The sequence below is a fragment of the Rossellomorea vietnamensis genome, from assembly GCF_008180415.1.
Taxonomy (GTDB): Bacteria; Bacillota; Bacilli; order Bacillales; family Bacillaceae_B; genus Rossellomorea; species Rossellomorea vietnamensis_C.
In genome coordinates, this window is sequence record NZ_VTEI01000002.1 from 605242 (window position 1) to 622333 (window position 17092).

Below are 17092 nucleotides of genomic sequence, written 5' to 3' on the forward strand. Positions count from 1 at the left end.
TCTTTTTATTGGATTACCCTGACTTTTGGGGAATCCCTTCAAAGAATACAATCTTTTATAGTTGAGGACAAAGCTGAAACGTACTATCCAATTCCTATTCAAGAGCAGAACTGCACAAAAAAGGAGGCTGTACTTCCTGCCCCCTTGAACGTTCAGTTATTGAAAGTATTGCAACAAAGTTTCCCGGCATGTTTTGTCTATGATTTTACTTCCATATTCCTTCAATGTATGAATGGTTTCTCTTGCCTTCTCCCCGTATTCTCCGGCTAAAGACGCCAGCCTTTCGCTTCCTCCATTAACCTCCAGATAATAGCTTTCTCCCTTGAAATAAAGAGAGATTTCCTCATAATCTTCATATTTCAGGGTGTAAGTAAAGGCCAAAACATCCTCAAACAACCCAAACTTATATAACAGAAGATCTTCATCCACTGTTTCCTTTTCCTTAAAAGGATCATCTTCAAAGAAACCCTCTTCACTTAAAGTCAATATTAGAACCATCTCACTAGCATTAACTGAATTAATTTCCACTGTGACGGTGCTTTCAAGATCGATTCCGTATTCATTGTACATTTCATCCATCAATCCTTCGAAAAATTCGTGCCAAACCAATGAATCTTTCCACTGGTCATCCTCTAGGATACCTTTCATTTCTAATTCGGCTATACTTATGGAAAACTTTACTGTATTACTCGATAACCTCTCAAGCTTCATTTTTCCGCCCCCTGAGTATGAATGGTTACCAACATAGTATGTAAGAGGAAAAAGAAGGTTCGCAAATCGCCGGAGGATGTATTTAGAGGCAGTGAATGCTCCAAAGAAAGGTGATGAATGCATCCCTGCATATAAAAAGAAACGGCTCAAACAGTACCTATCGTTTGAGCCGGAGGCAATCTTTATAGATTTGTCTTCAACCAGGAGTCCCAGTCTTCTTTGCTTGACCCTACAAGGTTTTCCTTGTATGCCTCTTTTATTCGTTGAGGCAGCGAGTTGACGGCAAGGCCGCCGATGCCTACATGCACGAAGTCTTTCGTTTTCTGCAGCTGATCGATCACACCAAGTGTCTGGTCGATATTTTCCCTCATCGTACAAGATAAAAAAAGAAAACGGGGCTTCACGGTATCAATGACCACTTCCATATCTTCTTCCTTGATGCTAGATCCAAGATAAATCACTTCAAAGCCTTTCCGCCTCACATAAAGCGTAAACATGAGAAGCCCCAGCTCATGGTGTTCATTCGGTCCGCACACGGCTACAACTTTAGGCAGCAGTCCGTTATGAGGAAATGTCTGCATAAGATTTGATATACGGGCCCTTAATACAGCAGTAGCAAAATGTTCATGGGCAGTCGTAATTTGATTGTGCTCCCATAAATCACCAATTCTAACAAGCAACGTCCCTAGAACATCAATAACCACTTTGTCAATTGTATACATTGAAAATGCCCTGTTCATTAGCTGATGGGCCTTGCTCTCATCAAATTTCAGCAGGGACTGCATCAATTCTTCCGTTAAGTCGTCTACCCTATTGCCAGTGGGGCTTGCCGTATCTGTTTCCTCTGTGAGGCCCTGCTTGTCCAGTAGCGAAACCGCCTGGCTGATGGTAAAGCCCTGTTCCACTTTGCCTACCAGCCATTTTAATACTCGTAAATGTTCTTCTGAATATAAACGGTGTCCGGATTCATTCCGGACAGGCGCAATCATCTTATATCTTCTTTCCCATGCTCTTAGAGTTCCAGGCTGAATACCAAGCATTTTGGAAATAGCTTTAATATTATATTTTCCTTCAGATTGCTGTGTCATTTAAAATCCTCCAAATGTACCATGTATTAAAATTATAATGGAGTGATTTACAACTGTAAAATTAAAGTACTCCTCTAACTCTCTATGATTTTCCTTTTATTGTAATTAAATGGGTTTCAGGTGGTGCACCGAGCCTTAGCGGTAATGCTGTCGTACCATAACCATTGCTGATGAGGATAGTTGTCCCAGCCACGGTCCGGATTTCTCCCTTTTGATACATACCAAATCCAAAGATACGTATTTGCCCTCCATGAGTATGCCCGCTCAGCATTAAACTGATATTATGCTGCTTATTTAATTTCTTTATTGTGTCGGGATTATGGGCAAAGAGGATCCGGAATGTTTTTTCAGGAACATTTTCAAACGCTTTTTCCACATTGTCCCTTCCTAAGCTGAGATCTTCCGTGCCAACCAAGGCGATTGGATGTTCATAACCTGCTTTAAGGAGCACAGATGAATTTTCCAGTACTGTAACATCTAAGCTCTTTAATAATTTTCGGAATTCCTCTATGCCGGCTTCATAATCATTGTTACCCCAAATAAAGTATACAGGACCTGCTTTTTTCAGTTTATGGATATTTTTGCTGACGCGGTCAAAAGAGACACCTTTTTCAGTCAGGTCTCCGCCAATGACAACTATATCCGTTCGGTCTTCAACTTTCTCAATAAGACTGTCATGAATCGCCCTTCTATGGACGTCCGAAATAAAGAAAATACTCAGCGGCGAGGCATTCTCTGGATAATTTTTAAAGGAAAGCTCATTTATTTTAACCTTATTAAGAAATGCTTCTCTCAGCATATATAACAGCAGTAATAAACCGCTAATTAATATAATTCCAATGAACACTACCATGGAGCCCTCCTGCTCTTTGAAAAATCTACAGAAATCATACCATAAAACAAAGCCAAACATAAAAATAAGAGTGTCTGCCATATTCCGATTGTGCTTAGAAAGCAGAGTCCGGCTATATGCAGCGGTATGGCGAGAACCTCAAATGAATACTCTCCCTGAAAAAAATGTGCCAGCAAAAGGAATTCTTTTTTGATGAGGTCGGCATTGACAAGGACGCCCGCCATAAAGGCAATTGAAGAAGCAAAGAACTGAATAGGATTTAACACCAGCTTCACGATGATATCCGAGAAGCTCAATAATTCAATTACAGGGCACCACATTATAAATAGATACCCTGTTATTAAGGACATAAAAATTTTAAGTAGATAAACCAGCAAAAAAATCCCTCCCATAAATCTTATGAGAGGGATCTTTTTTAATGAATTTAGTCTTCAGTAATATCTAAAATCCGGAAACCAGATTTCTCAAGTTTTTTCAAAAACTTATCGATATTGTCTTTCTTTTCAATCTTCAGTACGATTCGTCGCAGCAGTTTATCCGTGGCATCAAATGTGACCAAAGAAATAACGGATTCATGATGCTGCTGGATGATCTCGCCTAAACGCGCGATCCGGCCTTCTGTTTCTACTGAAGTAAAGGCAATTCGGATTCCTTCACGGTGCATGCCGAAAGCACTTTGGAACTGTTCAAGAATATCATAACGCGTAACCAGTCCAAGAAACCTGCTTTCCTCATCCACAACGGACAAAATTGGGAAGTCCTGTAATTCAAGCAGGGTTTTCTCAAACATTTCATCTCCGACCAGATACTTATCATGGTGAGTGACAATGTCCTTCACAAGGGTTTCTTTGACGAAATCAGCTTTTAATTTTTCTGAAGAGAAAAAGTGTTGATAAATATTATATCGTGTTACAACTCCAGCATATTGATCTCCTGAAAGGACCGGTACACCATCTATCTGATGATGTTCAAGTACGTCCAATGCTTTTTCAACAGTATCATTTTCCTGGACAACATAACATTTGTGTTTTGGAATCATCGCACTTTTCACAAACATACCTATCACCTCATTTAAAATTAACTATATTATTATAATTCACCACTCATTCGGTAAATACCTGCTTTTTAACGTAGCAAAACTAAAACTTTTGGAATGTATTACTATGTCACTCATACAATCTAATAGGTATTACTAATTTCTGGAGGGATTGCTTTGCATAGTTTGTATAAAAGCTACAAACCTTATATTTCCCCTTTCGATCCGTGTCCGCCTATTAAAGTAAAAACCTATTCTACTCCTCCCAACCTTTATTTGGGCTACCAGCCTCCGGACCTGCCGCAATTCACTCCAAAGGAAGCTTTGAAGGCTGGGACACTATGGAAGGTATTCTATGATCCATATTACAGTCCTTATGAAAAATACAAGGAGTGATTTTGATGAAACAAATGCCTGCTGAATATTATCAATTGCTCGAAGAACTGCAGACAGCCGATTTTGTCATCGTCGAGCTCACATTATATCTGGATACACATCCTGATGATTCAAATGCCATCCAGCAGTACAATCAGTTCGTAAAACAGCGGAAACAAATAAAAAAAGCTTTTGAGGAAAGGTTTGGCATGCTGACAAATTTCGGGTACAGCTACTCTCGATATCCCTACGAATGGCCAGAAGCACCTTGGCCATGGCAGGTATAAACTTTATTAACAAGGAGGGAGATTATCTACATGTGGGTTTATGAGAAGAAATTGCAATATCCAGTAAGAGTAAGCACTTGCAACCCCAGACTTGCCAAATACTTAATTGAACAGTACGGAGGTGCTGATGGAGAACTCGCTGCGGCTCTGAGGTATTTAAATCAGCGCTATACTATACCTGACAAAGTCATTGGGCTGCTGACTGACATTGGCACAGAAGAGTTTGCTCATCTGGAAATGATTGCAACGATGATTTATAAACTAACAAAGGACGCAACGCCAGAAATGCTTAAGGAAGCAGGACTGGAACCGCATTATGTGAACCATGACAATGCCCTGTTCTACCACAACGCTGCTGGAGTGCCTTGGACCGCATCTTACATTCAGGCAAAAGGCGATCCGATAGCAGACTTATATGAAGACATTGCTGCTGAGGAAAAAGCCAGAGCTACCTATCAATGGATTATCAACATGAGTGACGATCCAGATTTAAATGACGGTCTTCGTTTCTTGAGGGAAAGAGAAATCGTCCACTCCCAAAGATTCAGGGAAGCTGTTGAAATCCTAAAAGATGAGCGGGACCGAAAGAAAATATTTTAGAACAAAAGCGGAAGCGCCTTGTTCAGCCCCGACAGGCAAATGTTCCTCAGAGAAAAAAAGGTGCTCTTTCCTTTTATTCTCTGCGGGTTATTTGACCCCGAGGGGCTAGGCGCTGCAGCTGGACGGAACAAAAGCGGAAGCGCCTTGTTCAGCCCCGACAGGCAAATGTTCCTCAGAGAAAAAAAGGTGCTCTTTCCTTTTATTCTCTGMGGGTTATTTGACCCCGAGGGGCTAGGCGCTCAGCTGGACGGAACAAAAGCGGAAGCGCCTTGKTCAGCCCCGACAGGCAAATGTTCCTCAGAGAAAAAAAGGTGCTCTTTCCTTTTATTCTCTGAGGGTTATTTGACCCCGAGGGGCTAGGCGCTGCAGCTGGACGGATCAAAAGCGGAAGCGCCTTGGTCAGCCCCGACAGGCAAATGTTCCTCAGAGAAAAAAAAGGTGCTCATTCCTTTTATTCTCTGAACGTTGTCCACAATAATTAATTTTATAATTTCCTAAGCAAGACAAAGCCTGCAGCTATTGCAGGCTCTCTTTCTTTCCGCATAATTCATAGAGAATCCTCTGACCTACTTGCTCACATGGTATAAATTGATATCCCACTCTTTTTTCATCAGTTCGTATACTTCATTCCTTTTTTTCCATGAGTCTTCCTTCCATAGATCCTTGCTCCGATCAATGATTTCACTTCTTAGCGCATGGTACTCTTTTTCGGCCTTTTCTCTTTTCGTATAAAGGACTCTCACTGCACCAAACATTCCGACAAGGAAAAGAAATATATACAGGTGGCTTTCTTTAGAAAAAACAGCAGAGAATACAGCTTCAAAAGAATAAGAATATGGATCGATGATTTTGTTATAGAAGTAATATAGGAAACAGAAAGCAAGAAAGACGCTGCTCCACAGCAGCAGAAGGTGGAGGCGCTTAAACTTGTCCCATTTTTGTTTTTTATCGATAACATTATGCAGCATCTGTTTTGTCGCCAAATCAGTCCTGTCATTAAGTTTTAAAATATGCGGATTCATCGCTTTCACCTCAAAGTCCATTTATCTTCTGTTACCAATATATGAACTTGTCCTGAAAATAGAAGGAGATTTTAACATATTATTAAAAGGCTCTTTTCATAATGTTTGCTGTTACTGTTAAAAGTAATGGCTCGACTCCGCCGGGCTGGCAGCGAGCTCTCTTACGTAAAAGGGTAAAACAAAAAGCATTAAACTGTATAAATTCATAAATAAAAAAAGGAGCTGTGCCCCTAACGGGTTCTGTTTTGAAGTACAAACTTCTAACTACTCTAAGAAATGGTTGAGTTATCCGTACCCCCATAATAATGTCTATTGATCTCCACTCCAGGTGCGTGACTCCGCGGGGCGTGCGGTGAGCCTCCTCGGCTTCGCCTGCGGGGTCTCACCTGTCACGCTAGTCCCGCAGGAGGTCACGCACCTTCCGTACCAATCAAATCATTGCTAGATTTTTTAGAATTAACAACTCTCCTTCATATTAATATGAGATTGAAAGTGTATAGGAAATTTTGCGACAGATTTTGAAGAACAAAAAGTTCTGTCATTTGCTATTTAGGGTGCATTTTGTTTTACCAATTGAACAGATTTACCAGCAAGAATACCGTTAAATCACCAAAAAAGGAGTGGCAAAACCAATGGATTTGACACTCCTTTTGGTGTGTTATGTTTTGTACTCGAAAAAAGAACCCGTTACTGTGCCCCCTTCTATAAAACTTGAAAAAGTATAAAATTTTCAGATCAAAAAACAGACAGCGTTTCTGATCCAGATCCAGCGACAGATTGGATGCCAATAGAGGCGCTTGCACTTCTAGGCATGCTGTCTGATCTCTTTATGTTCGTCTACTATTTCTCCGTACTCATTGAGCAGCCCGTCAAAGATCCTCTCCCAGGATTGCTTTTCCGAAAAAGATCTTGCATTCTGCCCCATTCTTTTTCGGGCAGCTTCATCTTTAATCAAATACTCAACTGCCTTTATAAAATCGGATTTGGAGTGAGCCGGACAGATCACGCCGTTGAATTGATCTTTGATGAGGCCAGTGACTCCTCCTTCGTCCGCCACCACAGAAGGAATACCTGAAGCAGCTGCTTCGAGAACCACATTTCCGAACGTTTCGGTTGGTGACGGGAAAACAAATAAATCTGATGATGCGTAAACTTCAGAAAGTTCCTGGCTGTTTAAATAACCTGTCATCGTAACATTTTCTTCCTGGATTTTTTTCTTGATTTCCTGGTGACAGGGGCCATTTCCAGCAATCAGCCAATGAACCTGTTCTTTTACCTGCGGAGAGAGACCCTCAATCGCAGCTATCAGGGTGTCAAGATCTTTTTCAGGAGCGAGCCTTCCGGCAAAAAGAATGACATACCTTTTTGTGATATTATATCTTTTTCTTACTTCTGGATTTCTCTTCTTTGGAGTGAACAGGTTACAATCCACTCCTCTCGTCCAGATGGAAAGGTTGCTCAAACCTTGTTGTTCCAGATGCTCCAGGGTTTCTACGGAAGGCACGAAGATTTTCTCACAATCAGCGTGGAACCATTTCATATATTTCCATAAAAAGGGTGATATCCAAGACATTTTGTAGTAATCAAGATATCGGTCAAAATGAGTATGATAGGAAGCGACCATCGGTATCCCCAGCTTTTTGGATGCGTGAAGGCCATACAGGCCCATCGTTAAAGGAGTGGCCAGATGAATAAGATCAGGGGAAAACTCTCTTAATCTTTTTTCAATCTTTCTTGGATTGGCAATGGCCGTTCTGCATTCAGGATAGAAAAAGAAAGGGAAGCTTATGTGCTGATGAATATTGGGATAAGTCCGGCCATCATTACCTAGCTCAGGGACGAATAGTTCAAACTCCACCCCTCTCTTTTTCATATGATCAGTCAGTCTTTTCAGCGTTCTGGCTACACCATTCACCTGTGGATCATAAGTATCTGAGAAAACAGCGATTCTCAATATTATCCCCTCCTGAATGAAGCTTTTTAGATAACACTCCCAAACACTTCTTAATAAAAATGAATTAATATCACTACGGCTGTCACTGTGCCAAGGAAAGACCCGGCCAAGATGTCGCTGGGATAATGGACGCCCAACACCACCCTGGATACAGCAGTAAGCAAGGAAACTGGTAATAAAACAACTATGAATGCAGGATAATGAATCATAAAGGGTACTGTAATGGAAAAAACAGCGGTTGTATGTCCTGAAGGAAAGGAATGATCTTTGAATTGATGGCCATATAAATTCGCGTTGGGCAAAGCTGCGTATGGACGAATTCTTTTGACAAGCTTCTTGATTCCCGCTGCAATCAAGTGACTGACCGTTAGTGCAAACATGGAAATGATCACCGTTTCCCTAAGTAAGGTTCCTTGTTCAGCCAGCAGGTACATAACCAGCATGGCGCTGATTGTGAATCTTGCCCCTCCCAAGTGAGTAATCATATGAAAGAAAGATAAAATAAATCCTTGATGTCCGTTAAAATGGTAAAACAGGCTTTCATCATAATGAAAAATCCTCGATCTTACCCTTTCCATACGCATCCCCTTTTCTAACTGTTGTCATTATTATTGTATGGGAAGTTTGTTAGTGTATTTGTAACAGAATGTAAATATTTCATTAAGGTGTCTGTATTACGTCTATGCTTATAGTGTCTTTGGGAAACTCAGCAGCAGCATTTGGGGTGAGTCTATAAACCGGTCAAGATGTGCTGAAAGATCTTTCACAAAAAGGGTAGACTCTGAATACATAACTTGGGCCTTACTGCTTCACTCATGCACCCAAGCGCCTCGTGTGGTTACATGTCTTCGGGCTCACTGCTTCACTCATGTACCCAAACGCCTCGTTTGGGTACATGTCTTCGATCTTACTGCTTCACGCGTGTACCCACCTGCCTCGTTTGGATACACGCCTTTAGCTGCCCTGGACAAGTTCACAAGAACAAAAGCGAAGCACCTCGATCAGCCCTGACAGGCACATGCTCCAAACAAAAAAAGCCGGTCTATCCTTTTATCTCTTGGGTTAATTGACTTCGAGGGGCTAAGTCCGTTCTAGTGGGTACGGACCCTCAGGCGCTGACGCTGGTTGTGGATATTAAAGGCTAAGCCACCCAGAGCGTAATTTTTTATTTCTTACACAACAAAAAAGCCTCATAAAGAAATACCCTTTATGAGGCTTTGATTTCTTCAAGCATCAATCCACAGGAAGAGGAATCTTAAGTACTTGTCCTGCTTCCAGATCATGATGATCAATATTATTCCATTCTTTGATTTTGTCGATTCCTTCTTGAGACTTATAATAATTCATAGCTATTCGGAATAACGTTTCCTGAGGTTGTACAGTGTGCTCTATAACCTGCACATTTGCTCCGAATTCATCTTCTTGAACTGTTTCTTCCTGATCATTTAATTGAACAAGGTTTTCATCAGATACATCTTCAGTATGAGCTTCTTTTTCTACTTCTTTTGATTGCACAGTCTCTTCAGCTTCATCGGTTGCGGATGCTGGTTCAGAGTCAACAGCTTCCTTTTTTTCTTCCGAAGCTACTTCGCTTTCTACTTTTTCTTTCACTTCTTTTGTTTCATAAGTAACTTCTTCCGGCTGTCCTTCTTCTGTAACAACATTTCTGTTCTCATTTCCACTAACATCTAAGGATGAATAAAGACCATACATTAAAACTGGTAATAGGACAAAAAATGCCAGCATTCCTTTTATAAGAGGGTACTTGATTTTCTTCCTTTTCTCCTGATGTATATCACTTCTTTTTGGCAGTGATTTCTTCTGTTTAACTTCCTGCTCTGGCACGGATTCCACTCTTTCAATTTTCTGTCGGAGTTTTTCCGCTTGAGCACGATAAGGATCTCTTCTCATAAAACATCCCTTCTTTTTTCTTGATTTTCTGCTTGATACTTAATGGTTAGTCCTAATAAAAAGTCGATGATAAAATGCATCACCATAGTGACAGCGAGATTGGCTGTCCATTCATAGACCAATCCAATCCAGGCACTGAGGAGGACAATATTGATAATAAGGAACAAATTCCCCCAATACCTGATGTGAACAAGGGCAAAAATGAGGGTTGCTGCAAAGAAACCAAAATGATATTGAATGATTCCCCTGAATAATAATTCTTCACATACTGAGATAACAGCTGCCAGAAGCATGATATGAATCATGCTTCTATTGCGGAAAATCCTGTCATTAATACCCCCGTCATCGTAATACTTTGCTGGCAGCAGCTTCATCAAAAGAAGATCTATGATGACGATGGCGATTCCGCTGCTTACTCCAAATTGCAAGATTTGACGATTCCAGGCAAATTGACTGATAAAATCTGAAATATCGTCATATAAAAATATACCCGTAATAATAGCTAAAGTTAATAGGACTAATTGAGTGGCATAGAGATGAAAGGTTAACTCACGATCTGTAATCTGCATGACAAGTTCTTTTTGTTTATTTTTCATAAGCCGCTGTTCAACAGCATATTATGCAGCTGTTCTTCCCATGTAAAAGAATTTTCTGTCGGGGTATCAGGAAAATGATTACCTTTAAATTCCCTGTAATCCAAGCCACAGGAATCACAGCACTTTTCTTGAAGCACTCTCGGTTCCTCTCCGAACATCTCCAGAATCCCTTTTCTTCTGCATCCGTCATCCATAGCCCATCCTGCCATCAAACCAATCTTCATACGCTTGTTCTCCATCCGCACGTCTCTAATCCTCTTCACAAATGAAGCAGCATTGCCAGCATCGGGAACTGAATCCCTGGTTCTATTTATATATACCTGGTTATAAAAGCTTAAAAACCTAAAATGGATTTCATTCAACCCAAGCAGGTCCATTAATTCCTGGTCTGCCTTGATTCCAGCCTGTTTAAAATACTCTTCAATCTGGAAATCTGATGGCATTTCATTGTCTACCATTTGATATAATAGTCCTTCGTCTCCTGGAGAATAGAGAAGCATTGCAATACTTCTCTCTCCATCCCTTCCTGCCCTTCCAACCTCCTGCAAATAAGCTTCAGCACTGGCTGGAAGGTGAAAGTGAATGACAAACCGGATATCGGGTTTGTTGATGCCCATGCCAAATGCGCTTGTAGCACAAATAATATCAAGCTGGCCATGAAGGAATTGCTGCTGAATGAGGATCCTCTGCTCCTGTTCCATTCCACCATGATAAAAAGCGGTTTTATGAAGACCGTTTTGTTTAAGCCAAACAGCTGTCTCCTCGGCCATCTTTTTGCTGGAAAAATAAATGATTCCAGGATTTTGAAAGGCAGAGACATATTCCAGAAGAAGTTCCATCTTCTCGTGATAGGAAGAAACGTTGGTGATGGCCAGACTGATATTGGGCCGGTCTGCTGAATAGACAATTTCCTGAATGTCCTTCATTCGCAGGATGTCTTTAATATCTTCCCGCACTTCCTTATTTCCGGTTGCTGTCAAGGCAAGTGTCACCGGAGAACCAAGCAGTTTCCTTACTTCTCCCAAGCGTTGGTAATCCGGACGGAAATCATGGCCCCACTGGGAAATGCAATGAGCTTCATCAACGACAAATAGAGAAACCGTTATCCTTTTCAATTTTTCTATCACTTTCTCTCCCATCAACATTTCAGGAGAAATAAAGATGAAACGGAACTTTCCAAGGTTATTCAATAAATAATTCTTTTCCCGGAAATCAAGAAACGAATTCAGCGCGGCAGCCTTCTTCTCTCCCATAACCTTCATATGCTCCACCTGATCCTGCATCAGTGATAAAAGAGGGGAGATCACCAGCACCGTCCCTCCAGTAATATACGCAGGAAGCTGATAACACAAGGATTTACCAGTGCCTGTTGGAAGCATCGCAATCGTATCTTTCCCCTTTAGCACCGACTGTATCACTTCTTCCTGTCCCTGTCTGAAGTCCTTATAACCAAACCATTTATTCAGTTCATTTTGCAAATTCATATTTGATCACCATACCTGGCAAGAGTAAGCCTGATTTGAAAATAGGAAAGCTGCGGCAAAGCATTCTTTATCGGTTTCAATTTCCGCATCTTCACTTTTCTGGCTATGTGAAGAATATGCTCTATATCAGCTTCAGGGACGAAACGTTCAATAGAGAACACTTTATCATTAAGTGCAATTTCGACTACATGATCCTCGATAGTGCTCTCCTTCAACCTTCTCAATTCAGAAATCCGCTTTATATCCATGCCTCGTTTTAAAAGCTTATACGTTTCTTCACTGGATTGAGTCAGCGTAATTTCAGGCACTAAATCTGTAACAAGGGCATAAAGTACAGGATACTTTGTTTTTTCTGAGGTTACTTCTCCTGCTGTATAATGCAGCACATTCAAAAAACGGTACCAATATTCATCCTCCTCCATACCCAATCGATCAGCTGCCTGCCCTCTTGTAAGGCCTATAAATTCCCCGCCAGTAAGCCGGCAGATCAGAAGATCAGGATCATCCGGAAAAGATTCCTGTCTGGCTAAAGACACTATATCTGTAAATAACGAATTGTTTAATTGCTTAAACGGAACGGGCGGTTCATTAAGAAATGATTTTATCCATGTTTGAACATCTCGCTCTCTCTGAACAGGATAATACCGCTGACTGGCTCTTATGTAATGAGACAGGACCTGAACTAAAAGGGACAGCCTTTTCCAAAGAACTTCCACCGTTGACCCATACAGCCAGCCGTTTAACCACGCAGGAAAGGGCTTCTCATTAAAAAAGATTGTTAATTGCTGGTCTCCTTCTTCTGTAAGGATGTATTTTTCAGCCTCACTCTCAGCAATCAGCTTCTTCTTATAAAGACTGGAAACCACTTTTGTAAAGCTGTCCCGGTCAATCGGAGGATAAGAATAAAACAAAGAAGTCAAAGAGTATAAATGAGCATCCTGTATAGTTTGGGAAGACCTTTTCCCTTTAAGTAAGTGGAATATGGAGAAAATGGTTCTCTCCCCTTTGATTTCCTTAAGGCAATACAACACGACAGCCTCGATATAGGTCATATGCTAACTCCTTTAAACACTTGTTCTTATTTAAATTATTGTATCACGAAACCGACATTTTGCGACTTATTCCTACTTAACTTTACAGTAACCAAGATAGAAATTATCACCGATGGGTACCTTAACTATTGAAAGTTTTCTGAATCACCATTAGAATAATAATATGAATATTAATACACTTATTGGAACAAGTGTATGATACTTAACAATATCGACCATTTTTCAGGAGGTTTTTTCATTGCCAAAGTATACGATTGTTGATAAAGATACATGCATTGCATGTGGGGCTTGCGGCGCTGCTGCTCCAGACATCTATGATTACGATGATGAAGGTATTGCATTTGTAGTTCTGGATGATAACGAAGGTACAGTTGAAGTACCTGATGTACTCGAAGATGATATGATCGATGCTTTCGAAGGCTGCCCTACGGATTCCATCAAGGTTGCAGATGAGCCGTTCAACGGAGACGCTTTGAAATTTGAATAGATATCATGTGTAACGGCTGGAACTCTCAGCCGTTTTTTTTGTGTCTAAGTACCGGAGAATTTTTTTATGCCAAATAAACAGTGAATGTCCTGGGAGAGATTCACTGTTTGAAATTCAGCCAAAAATCTCTATGTCCACAACTCCCTTCTTGGCTGAAGGCTATTTTCTAACTGATATTTGTTATGAGTACCCAGCCCCTTTATTGACCTTAAGAACATTTCATAGCAGGCCTGAACCAAGCAGTCTGTACTTTTTAAAAGGCTCTTTTCTAAACTTTGTTGCTATTTAATGCAAATTCCGAGAAATTGATCATTAAAGAATAATCTTGTAATAACGAAAAGAAAAGAGCTGCTCTCCCGCGATTAGAGAGTAAACTCTTAGTATCCAGGGGAAAATCCGGCTCTTGGGATTTTTTGAAAGCATAAATATATACGAAAACAACTTTTTAAAATAGAGGGAAGAATACCCCTTAATTAATAATTCGTACCTTAAATAGCTAAAATTAGAGGGAGAAATTTCCTTTTTTTCCATATAACACTATAAAATAAAAATTTCCCTGATTCACCAACTAAATGTGCTCAAAGCTGAAATTAACGGGAAAAATTCCTCTTATTTTTCTACCGCTAGTCCCTTGATCAACTCGTTACGTTCGTTGTGTATCCCCTTTCCTTAAGTGAGAGCCCAAAAAATCTGCCACTGCTGAACAGCAATTTCGCTTTTAAGTTCACCGCCATTCCCACAAAACCGAGCAATTTGAACGGAAATCCATTATTTTTTAAACATTGATTAAAGAAACAGGTAAGCCCTTCCCTGCCTTTATAACAAAATAAAAAAGCGGCTGACAGAGTCAGCCGCTTTCCATTACGCACGTTTAAAGGCAAATTGTTTGTTCAGCCATACCTGCATCCTGGTGAATAACAGGACAAAGACGATGGCAATCAATATACCTTTCAATATATTAAAGGGAAGGATTCCGGTTACAATAATGGTTGTCGGCAGTTCAAAGTTCATAAAATACTTATACGCCGGCAAAATGATAAAGTAATTTAATACGCTCATTAAGATAGACATAATCATTGTCCCTGCAACAAGCCCCGTTACCATTCCTCTTTTTGATTGAATACGGTTATAAATATAATACACCGGTAAGATAAATGAAATGCCCGCCATGAAATTGGCAAAGTGGCCAATCGGAACTCCTGTGTCGCTTCCTGTCATGACATAGTCCAGCACATTCTTCATCAACTCTACGAGTATCCCTGCAAGCGGCCCCAAAGTGATTGCTGCAATTAATGCAGGTACATCACTGAAATCGACCATCAAAAAACTAGGGAATGGTGGAATTGGAAAGTTCAGCAGCATTAACACATACGATACCGCGCTCAACATCCCAATCAGGATAAATCCTCTGGTGTTCAATTTCTTCATACTTTCTCTCTCTCCCTTGTGACTCATCTCACGTTAGAAGAAAAGTATTGCCAGAGCAACCTAAAAAAACTCAAGAGATTCTCTTGAGAAGTCAAAGGCATGCCCAAATAGACGTTCAAAACATTTGTTTTTGAACGCGGCTCCACCTTCATCTCCTCCCATCCAGACTGTACTGTCGGCTTTGGAATTCCACCAAATCCTGCCCAAAAACAGGCTCGCGGGCTCAGAATTAAACATTCATTACCGCCGGTCGGGAATTTCACCCTGCCCCGAAGACGAATCTATATTTTTTTGTTACACCATCATTATACAAAAGAATGGCTGTTGTGTGAAGAGATTGATTCGAATTCGAGACATTTATTGTCGGAAGGGCTGGTGCAGCCTTCAATATATCCTTCAGCAGTTAAGGTATCCAGGTGCTTACCGCATCATAAAGCTCCAGTTTCTTGCTCCAAGGATTGAGTCCTTTGACACAGAACAACTTAGCACTTATGCTTCGGAAAACCTGTGCACAGCCTTGCAAGTGTAGTATGCTGATTCTGATTACGAAGCCATTTTCTTTTTTAAAGGCTGTTTTATCATAAATTGTGACTTTCGGTAAAATTCCAAGTGCCCGGATTTTCCCCCTTGAAACTGATTTTTTCTCTAACCAGGAAGATCAGCTCTTTTTCTTTCTTGCTTATCAGGTTATTGCCGTTCAATTAAGTCTCCTGGCTCTCTAACAGCAACGATTTCACTTCTTCTGAATCGATGCTGTCTACCAGCTTTTGCCTGCATACTGAGGTAATTTAGCAATTTAGTTGAAACAGCAACAAAGTGTACGAAAAGAGCCTTTTCCAAAAACCTTAGTCTTTATTCACAATTAATTCTTGTGCAGGGATAATTGGATCATCTTTCTTCACTTCATTCCAAACAAGTAAATCGTCAACAGACACATTATATAGTCTGGCAATTCCAAATAAGGTTTCACCAGACTTCACTAGGTGCACCGACTTTTCGCCGGAAGCAATGACAAGCTGCTGCCCTGAAATTATGGTAGAATCACCCAGCCCGTTTTGTTTCATTAGCTGGGAGGTACTCACTCCATATACTTGAGATATTCCCCAAAGCGTTTCTCCCTTTGCTACTCTATGTAGCACATTTCCATCTGAACTCTCTTTCCCTTTCGCAGCTGATAAGGACTGCAGATTCTCTGGTTTAGTAACCTTCAGAGCAACTTCCCGGACCTGATACGGATCATGTTCTTTTGCAAAAACCATTTGTCCTGTTTCACCCTCCCCAAAAACCTGGTAAGGGTCAATTGCATGGTCTTTGTGTTCAGTCCACTCACCATTGTGGACTTCGAAGTGCAGATGGGTGCCCGTCGACCTGCCTGTATTGCCCATTTTCCCTATCTTTTCGCCCTTTACAACAGCCTGTCCCTCTGACACTGCTCTTTCATGCAGATGGCCGTAGACTGTTTCATAACCATTGGGATGTTTTACAAAGACTACATGACCATAACTTGAAGAATAATAAGATTTACTAACAACTCCTTCATCCACCGAATAGACAGGAGAACCATGCTCTCCTCCTATATCCACCCCTTTGTGATCTCCTCCTCTGGTTCCATAATGATCGGTAATATAACCATCAGCCGGAAAAACCCACGTAGAAATTCTTGATTGTTCCGCATGGGCTGCTGAACCGCTCCAGAATAACAAACTAACACACAGGGCAAGCAAACTGACAATCAGAATTCTTCTTATATAATCGACAACCATTAATATCCTCCTTTAATTTCAGGTACGCTCTAAAACTATGACAGCTTGTACCACGATAGAACATCAAAAGCGGAAGCGCCTTGTTCAGCCCCGACAGGCAAATGTTCTCAAGAGAAAAAAAGGCGGTCTTCCCTTTTATTCTCTTGAGGTTATTTGACCCCGAGGGGCTAAGTCCGTTGGGCACGGACCCTCAGGCGTTGCAGCTGGACGGAACAAAAGCGGAAGCGCCTTGTCAGCCCCGACAGGCAAATGTTTCTTTTCTCCCCAGCCACAGGGATATAAAGGGATCTATGCTGTCAAATTCCAAATTCCACCTGAATAGCATATGCTCATACCACCTTTATTATGTATTTTCCTGGCAATAGAGGTGCATACTTGCTTTTTATCATTTTCAACTGACAAGTCATAAGGTCCAAGTTGGAAGGAGAGAGTTTATGAATTAAAA

General features: G+C 40.9%; 18 protein-coding genes and 1 riboswitch. Of the genes, 4 read left to right on the forward strand and 14 right to left on the reverse strand.

Annotation, left to right across the window (positions count from 1 at the left end):
* Positions 1-156 precede the first annotated feature (156 nt).
* The 5 genes from FZC78_RS05575 to FZC78_RS05595 form a co-directional block, all read right to left on the reverse strand.
* A complete protein-coding gene (locus FZC78_RS05575) occupies positions 157-711 on the reverse strand; it encodes an adaptor protein MecA (RefSeq protein WP_187444812.1) in 555 nt (184 codons plus the stop codon).
* A 182-nt stretch (positions 712-893) separates the two neighbouring features.
* Positions 894-1799 (reverse strand): MerR family transcriptional regulator, encoded by a 906-nt coding sequence (locus FZC78_RS05580; protein WP_148938640.1) that lies wholly within the window; start codon positions 1797-1799, stop codon positions 894-896.
* A gap of 82 nt (positions 1800-1881) precedes the next feature.
* On the reverse strand, positions 1882-2652 hold the full coding sequence (locus FZC78_RS05585) for a metallophosphoesterase (RefSeq protein ID WP_148938641.1): 771 nt from the start codon (positions 2650-2652) through the stop codon (positions 1882-1884).
* On the reverse strand, positions 2646-3029 hold the full coding sequence (locus tag FZC78_RS05590; RefSeq protein WP_148938642.1) for a hypothetical protein: 384 nt from the start codon (positions 3027-3029) through the stop codon (positions 2646-2648). Before FZC78_RS05590 ends, FZC78_RS05585 begins: the two co-directional genes overlap by 7 nt.
* 47 nt (positions 3030-3076) lie before the next feature.
* The gene (locus tag FZC78_RS05595) at positions 3077-3709 is read right to left on the reverse strand and encodes a CBS domain-containing protein (protein WP_148938643.1); all 633 of its coding nucleotides are present in this window, start codon (positions 3707-3709) and stop codon (positions 3077-3079) included.
* A 156-nt stretch (positions 3710-3865) separates the two neighbouring features.
* Here FZC78_RS05595 and FZC78_RS05600 point away from each other — a divergent pair, with 156 nt between their 5' ends.
* The 3 genes from FZC78_RS05600 to cotJC are packed head-to-tail and all read left to right on the forward strand — an operon-like array spanning position 3866 to position 4950.
* Positions 3866-4084, forward strand: coding sequence for a spore coat associated protein CotJA (locus tag FZC78_RS05600; RefSeq protein ID WP_113928680.1), 219 nt, complete (start codon positions 3866-3868; stop codon positions 4082-4084).
* Positions 4085-4089: 5 nt separating this feature from the next.
* Positions 4090-4350 carry a spore coat protein CotJB gene (locus FZC78_RS05605; protein WP_148938644.1) on the forward strand — a complete coding sequence of 87 codons (261 nt, stop codon included), beginning with the start codon at positions 4090-4092 and terminating at the stop codon, positions 4348-4350.
* Between the two features lie 30 nt (positions 4351-4380).
* Positions 4381-4950 (forward strand): spore coat protein CotJC, encoded by a 570-nt coding sequence (gene cotJC, locus FZC78_RS05610; protein WP_148938645.1) that lies wholly within the window; start codon positions 4381-4383, stop codon positions 4948-4950.
* A 566-nt stretch (positions 4951-5516) separates the two neighbouring features.
* On the opposite strand, the gene FZC78_RS05620 is transcribed toward cotJC, so the two are convergent.
* The 7 genes from FZC78_RS05620 to FZC78_RS05655 all read right to left on the reverse strand — a co-directional run bounded on the left by FZC78_RS05620 (position 5517) and on the right by FZC78_RS05655 (position 12969).
* Positions 5517-5993, reverse strand: a complete 477-nt coding sequence (locus FZC78_RS05620; RefSeq protein ID WP_252183517.1) for a YpbF family protein — start codon at positions 5991-5993, stop codon at positions 5517-5519.
* Between the two features lie 784 nt (positions 5994-6777).
* On the reverse strand, positions 6778-7926 hold the full coding sequence (locus tag FZC78_RS05625) for a glycosyltransferase family 4 protein (RefSeq protein WP_148938646.1): 1149 nt from the start codon (positions 7924-7926) through the stop codon (positions 6778-6780).
* 50 nt (positions 7927-7976) lie between these two features.
* Positions 7977-8504, reverse strand: a complete 528-nt coding sequence (locus FZC78_RS05630) for a phosphatase PAP2 family protein (RefSeq protein ID WP_148938647.1) — start codon at positions 8502-8504, stop codon at positions 7977-7979.
* Positions 8505-9159: 655 nt separating this feature from the next.
* Positions 9160-9837 carry a LysM peptidoglycan-binding domain-containing protein gene (locus FZC78_RS23495; protein ID WP_187444813.1) on the reverse strand — a complete coding sequence of 226 codons (678 nt, stop codon included), beginning with the start codon at positions 9835-9837 and terminating at the stop codon, positions 9160-9162.
* Positions 9834-10433, reverse strand: a complete 600-nt coding sequence (locus tag FZC78_RS05645; protein WP_148938650.1) for a CPBP family intramembrane glutamic endopeptidase — start codon at positions 10431-10433, stop codon at positions 9834-9836. Before FZC78_RS05645 ends, FZC78_RS23495 begins: the two co-directional genes overlap by 4 nt.
* Complete coding sequence (locus FZC78_RS05650) at positions 10430-11917, reverse strand: RecQ family ATP-dependent DNA helicase (RefSeq protein WP_148938651.1); 1488 nt, start codon at positions 11915-11917, stop codon at positions 10430-10432. The genes FZC78_RS05645 and FZC78_RS05650 overlap by 4 nt, the downstream gene beginning before the upstream one ends.
* Entirely contained in the window at positions 11914-12969 is a 1056-nt protein-coding gene (locus FZC78_RS05655; protein ID WP_148938652.1) for a helix-turn-helix domain-containing protein, read from the reverse strand. The genes FZC78_RS05650 and FZC78_RS05655 overlap by 4 nt, the downstream gene beginning before the upstream one ends.
* 238 nt (positions 12970-13207) lie before the next feature.
* On the opposite strand from FZC78_RS05655, the gene FZC78_RS05660 reads away from it, so the two are divergent.
* Positions 13208-13456: a ferredoxin gene (locus FZC78_RS05660; protein WP_148938653.1), complete on the forward strand. Its 249-nt coding sequence runs from the start codon at positions 13208-13210 to the stop codon at positions 13454-13456.
* Between the two features lie 861 nt (positions 13457-14317).
* Here FZC78_RS05660 and FZC78_RS05665 read toward each other — a convergent pair.
* Both FZC78_RS05665 and FZC78_RS05670 read right to left on the reverse strand, forming a co-directional pair.
* Entirely contained in the window at positions 14318-14884 is a 567-nt protein-coding gene (locus FZC78_RS05665) for an ECF transporter S component (RefSeq protein WP_148938654.1), read from the reverse strand.
* 146 nt (positions 14885-15030) lie between these two features.
* Positions 15031-15165: riboswitch (FMN riboswitch) on the reverse strand.
* A gap of 564 nt (positions 15166-15729) precedes the next feature.
* Positions 15730-16647: a M23 family metallopeptidase gene (locus tag FZC78_RS05670; RefSeq protein ID WP_148938655.1), complete on the reverse strand. Its 918-nt coding sequence runs from the start codon at positions 16645-16647 to the stop codon at positions 15730-15732.
* Positions 16648-17092 lie beyond the last annotated feature (445 nt).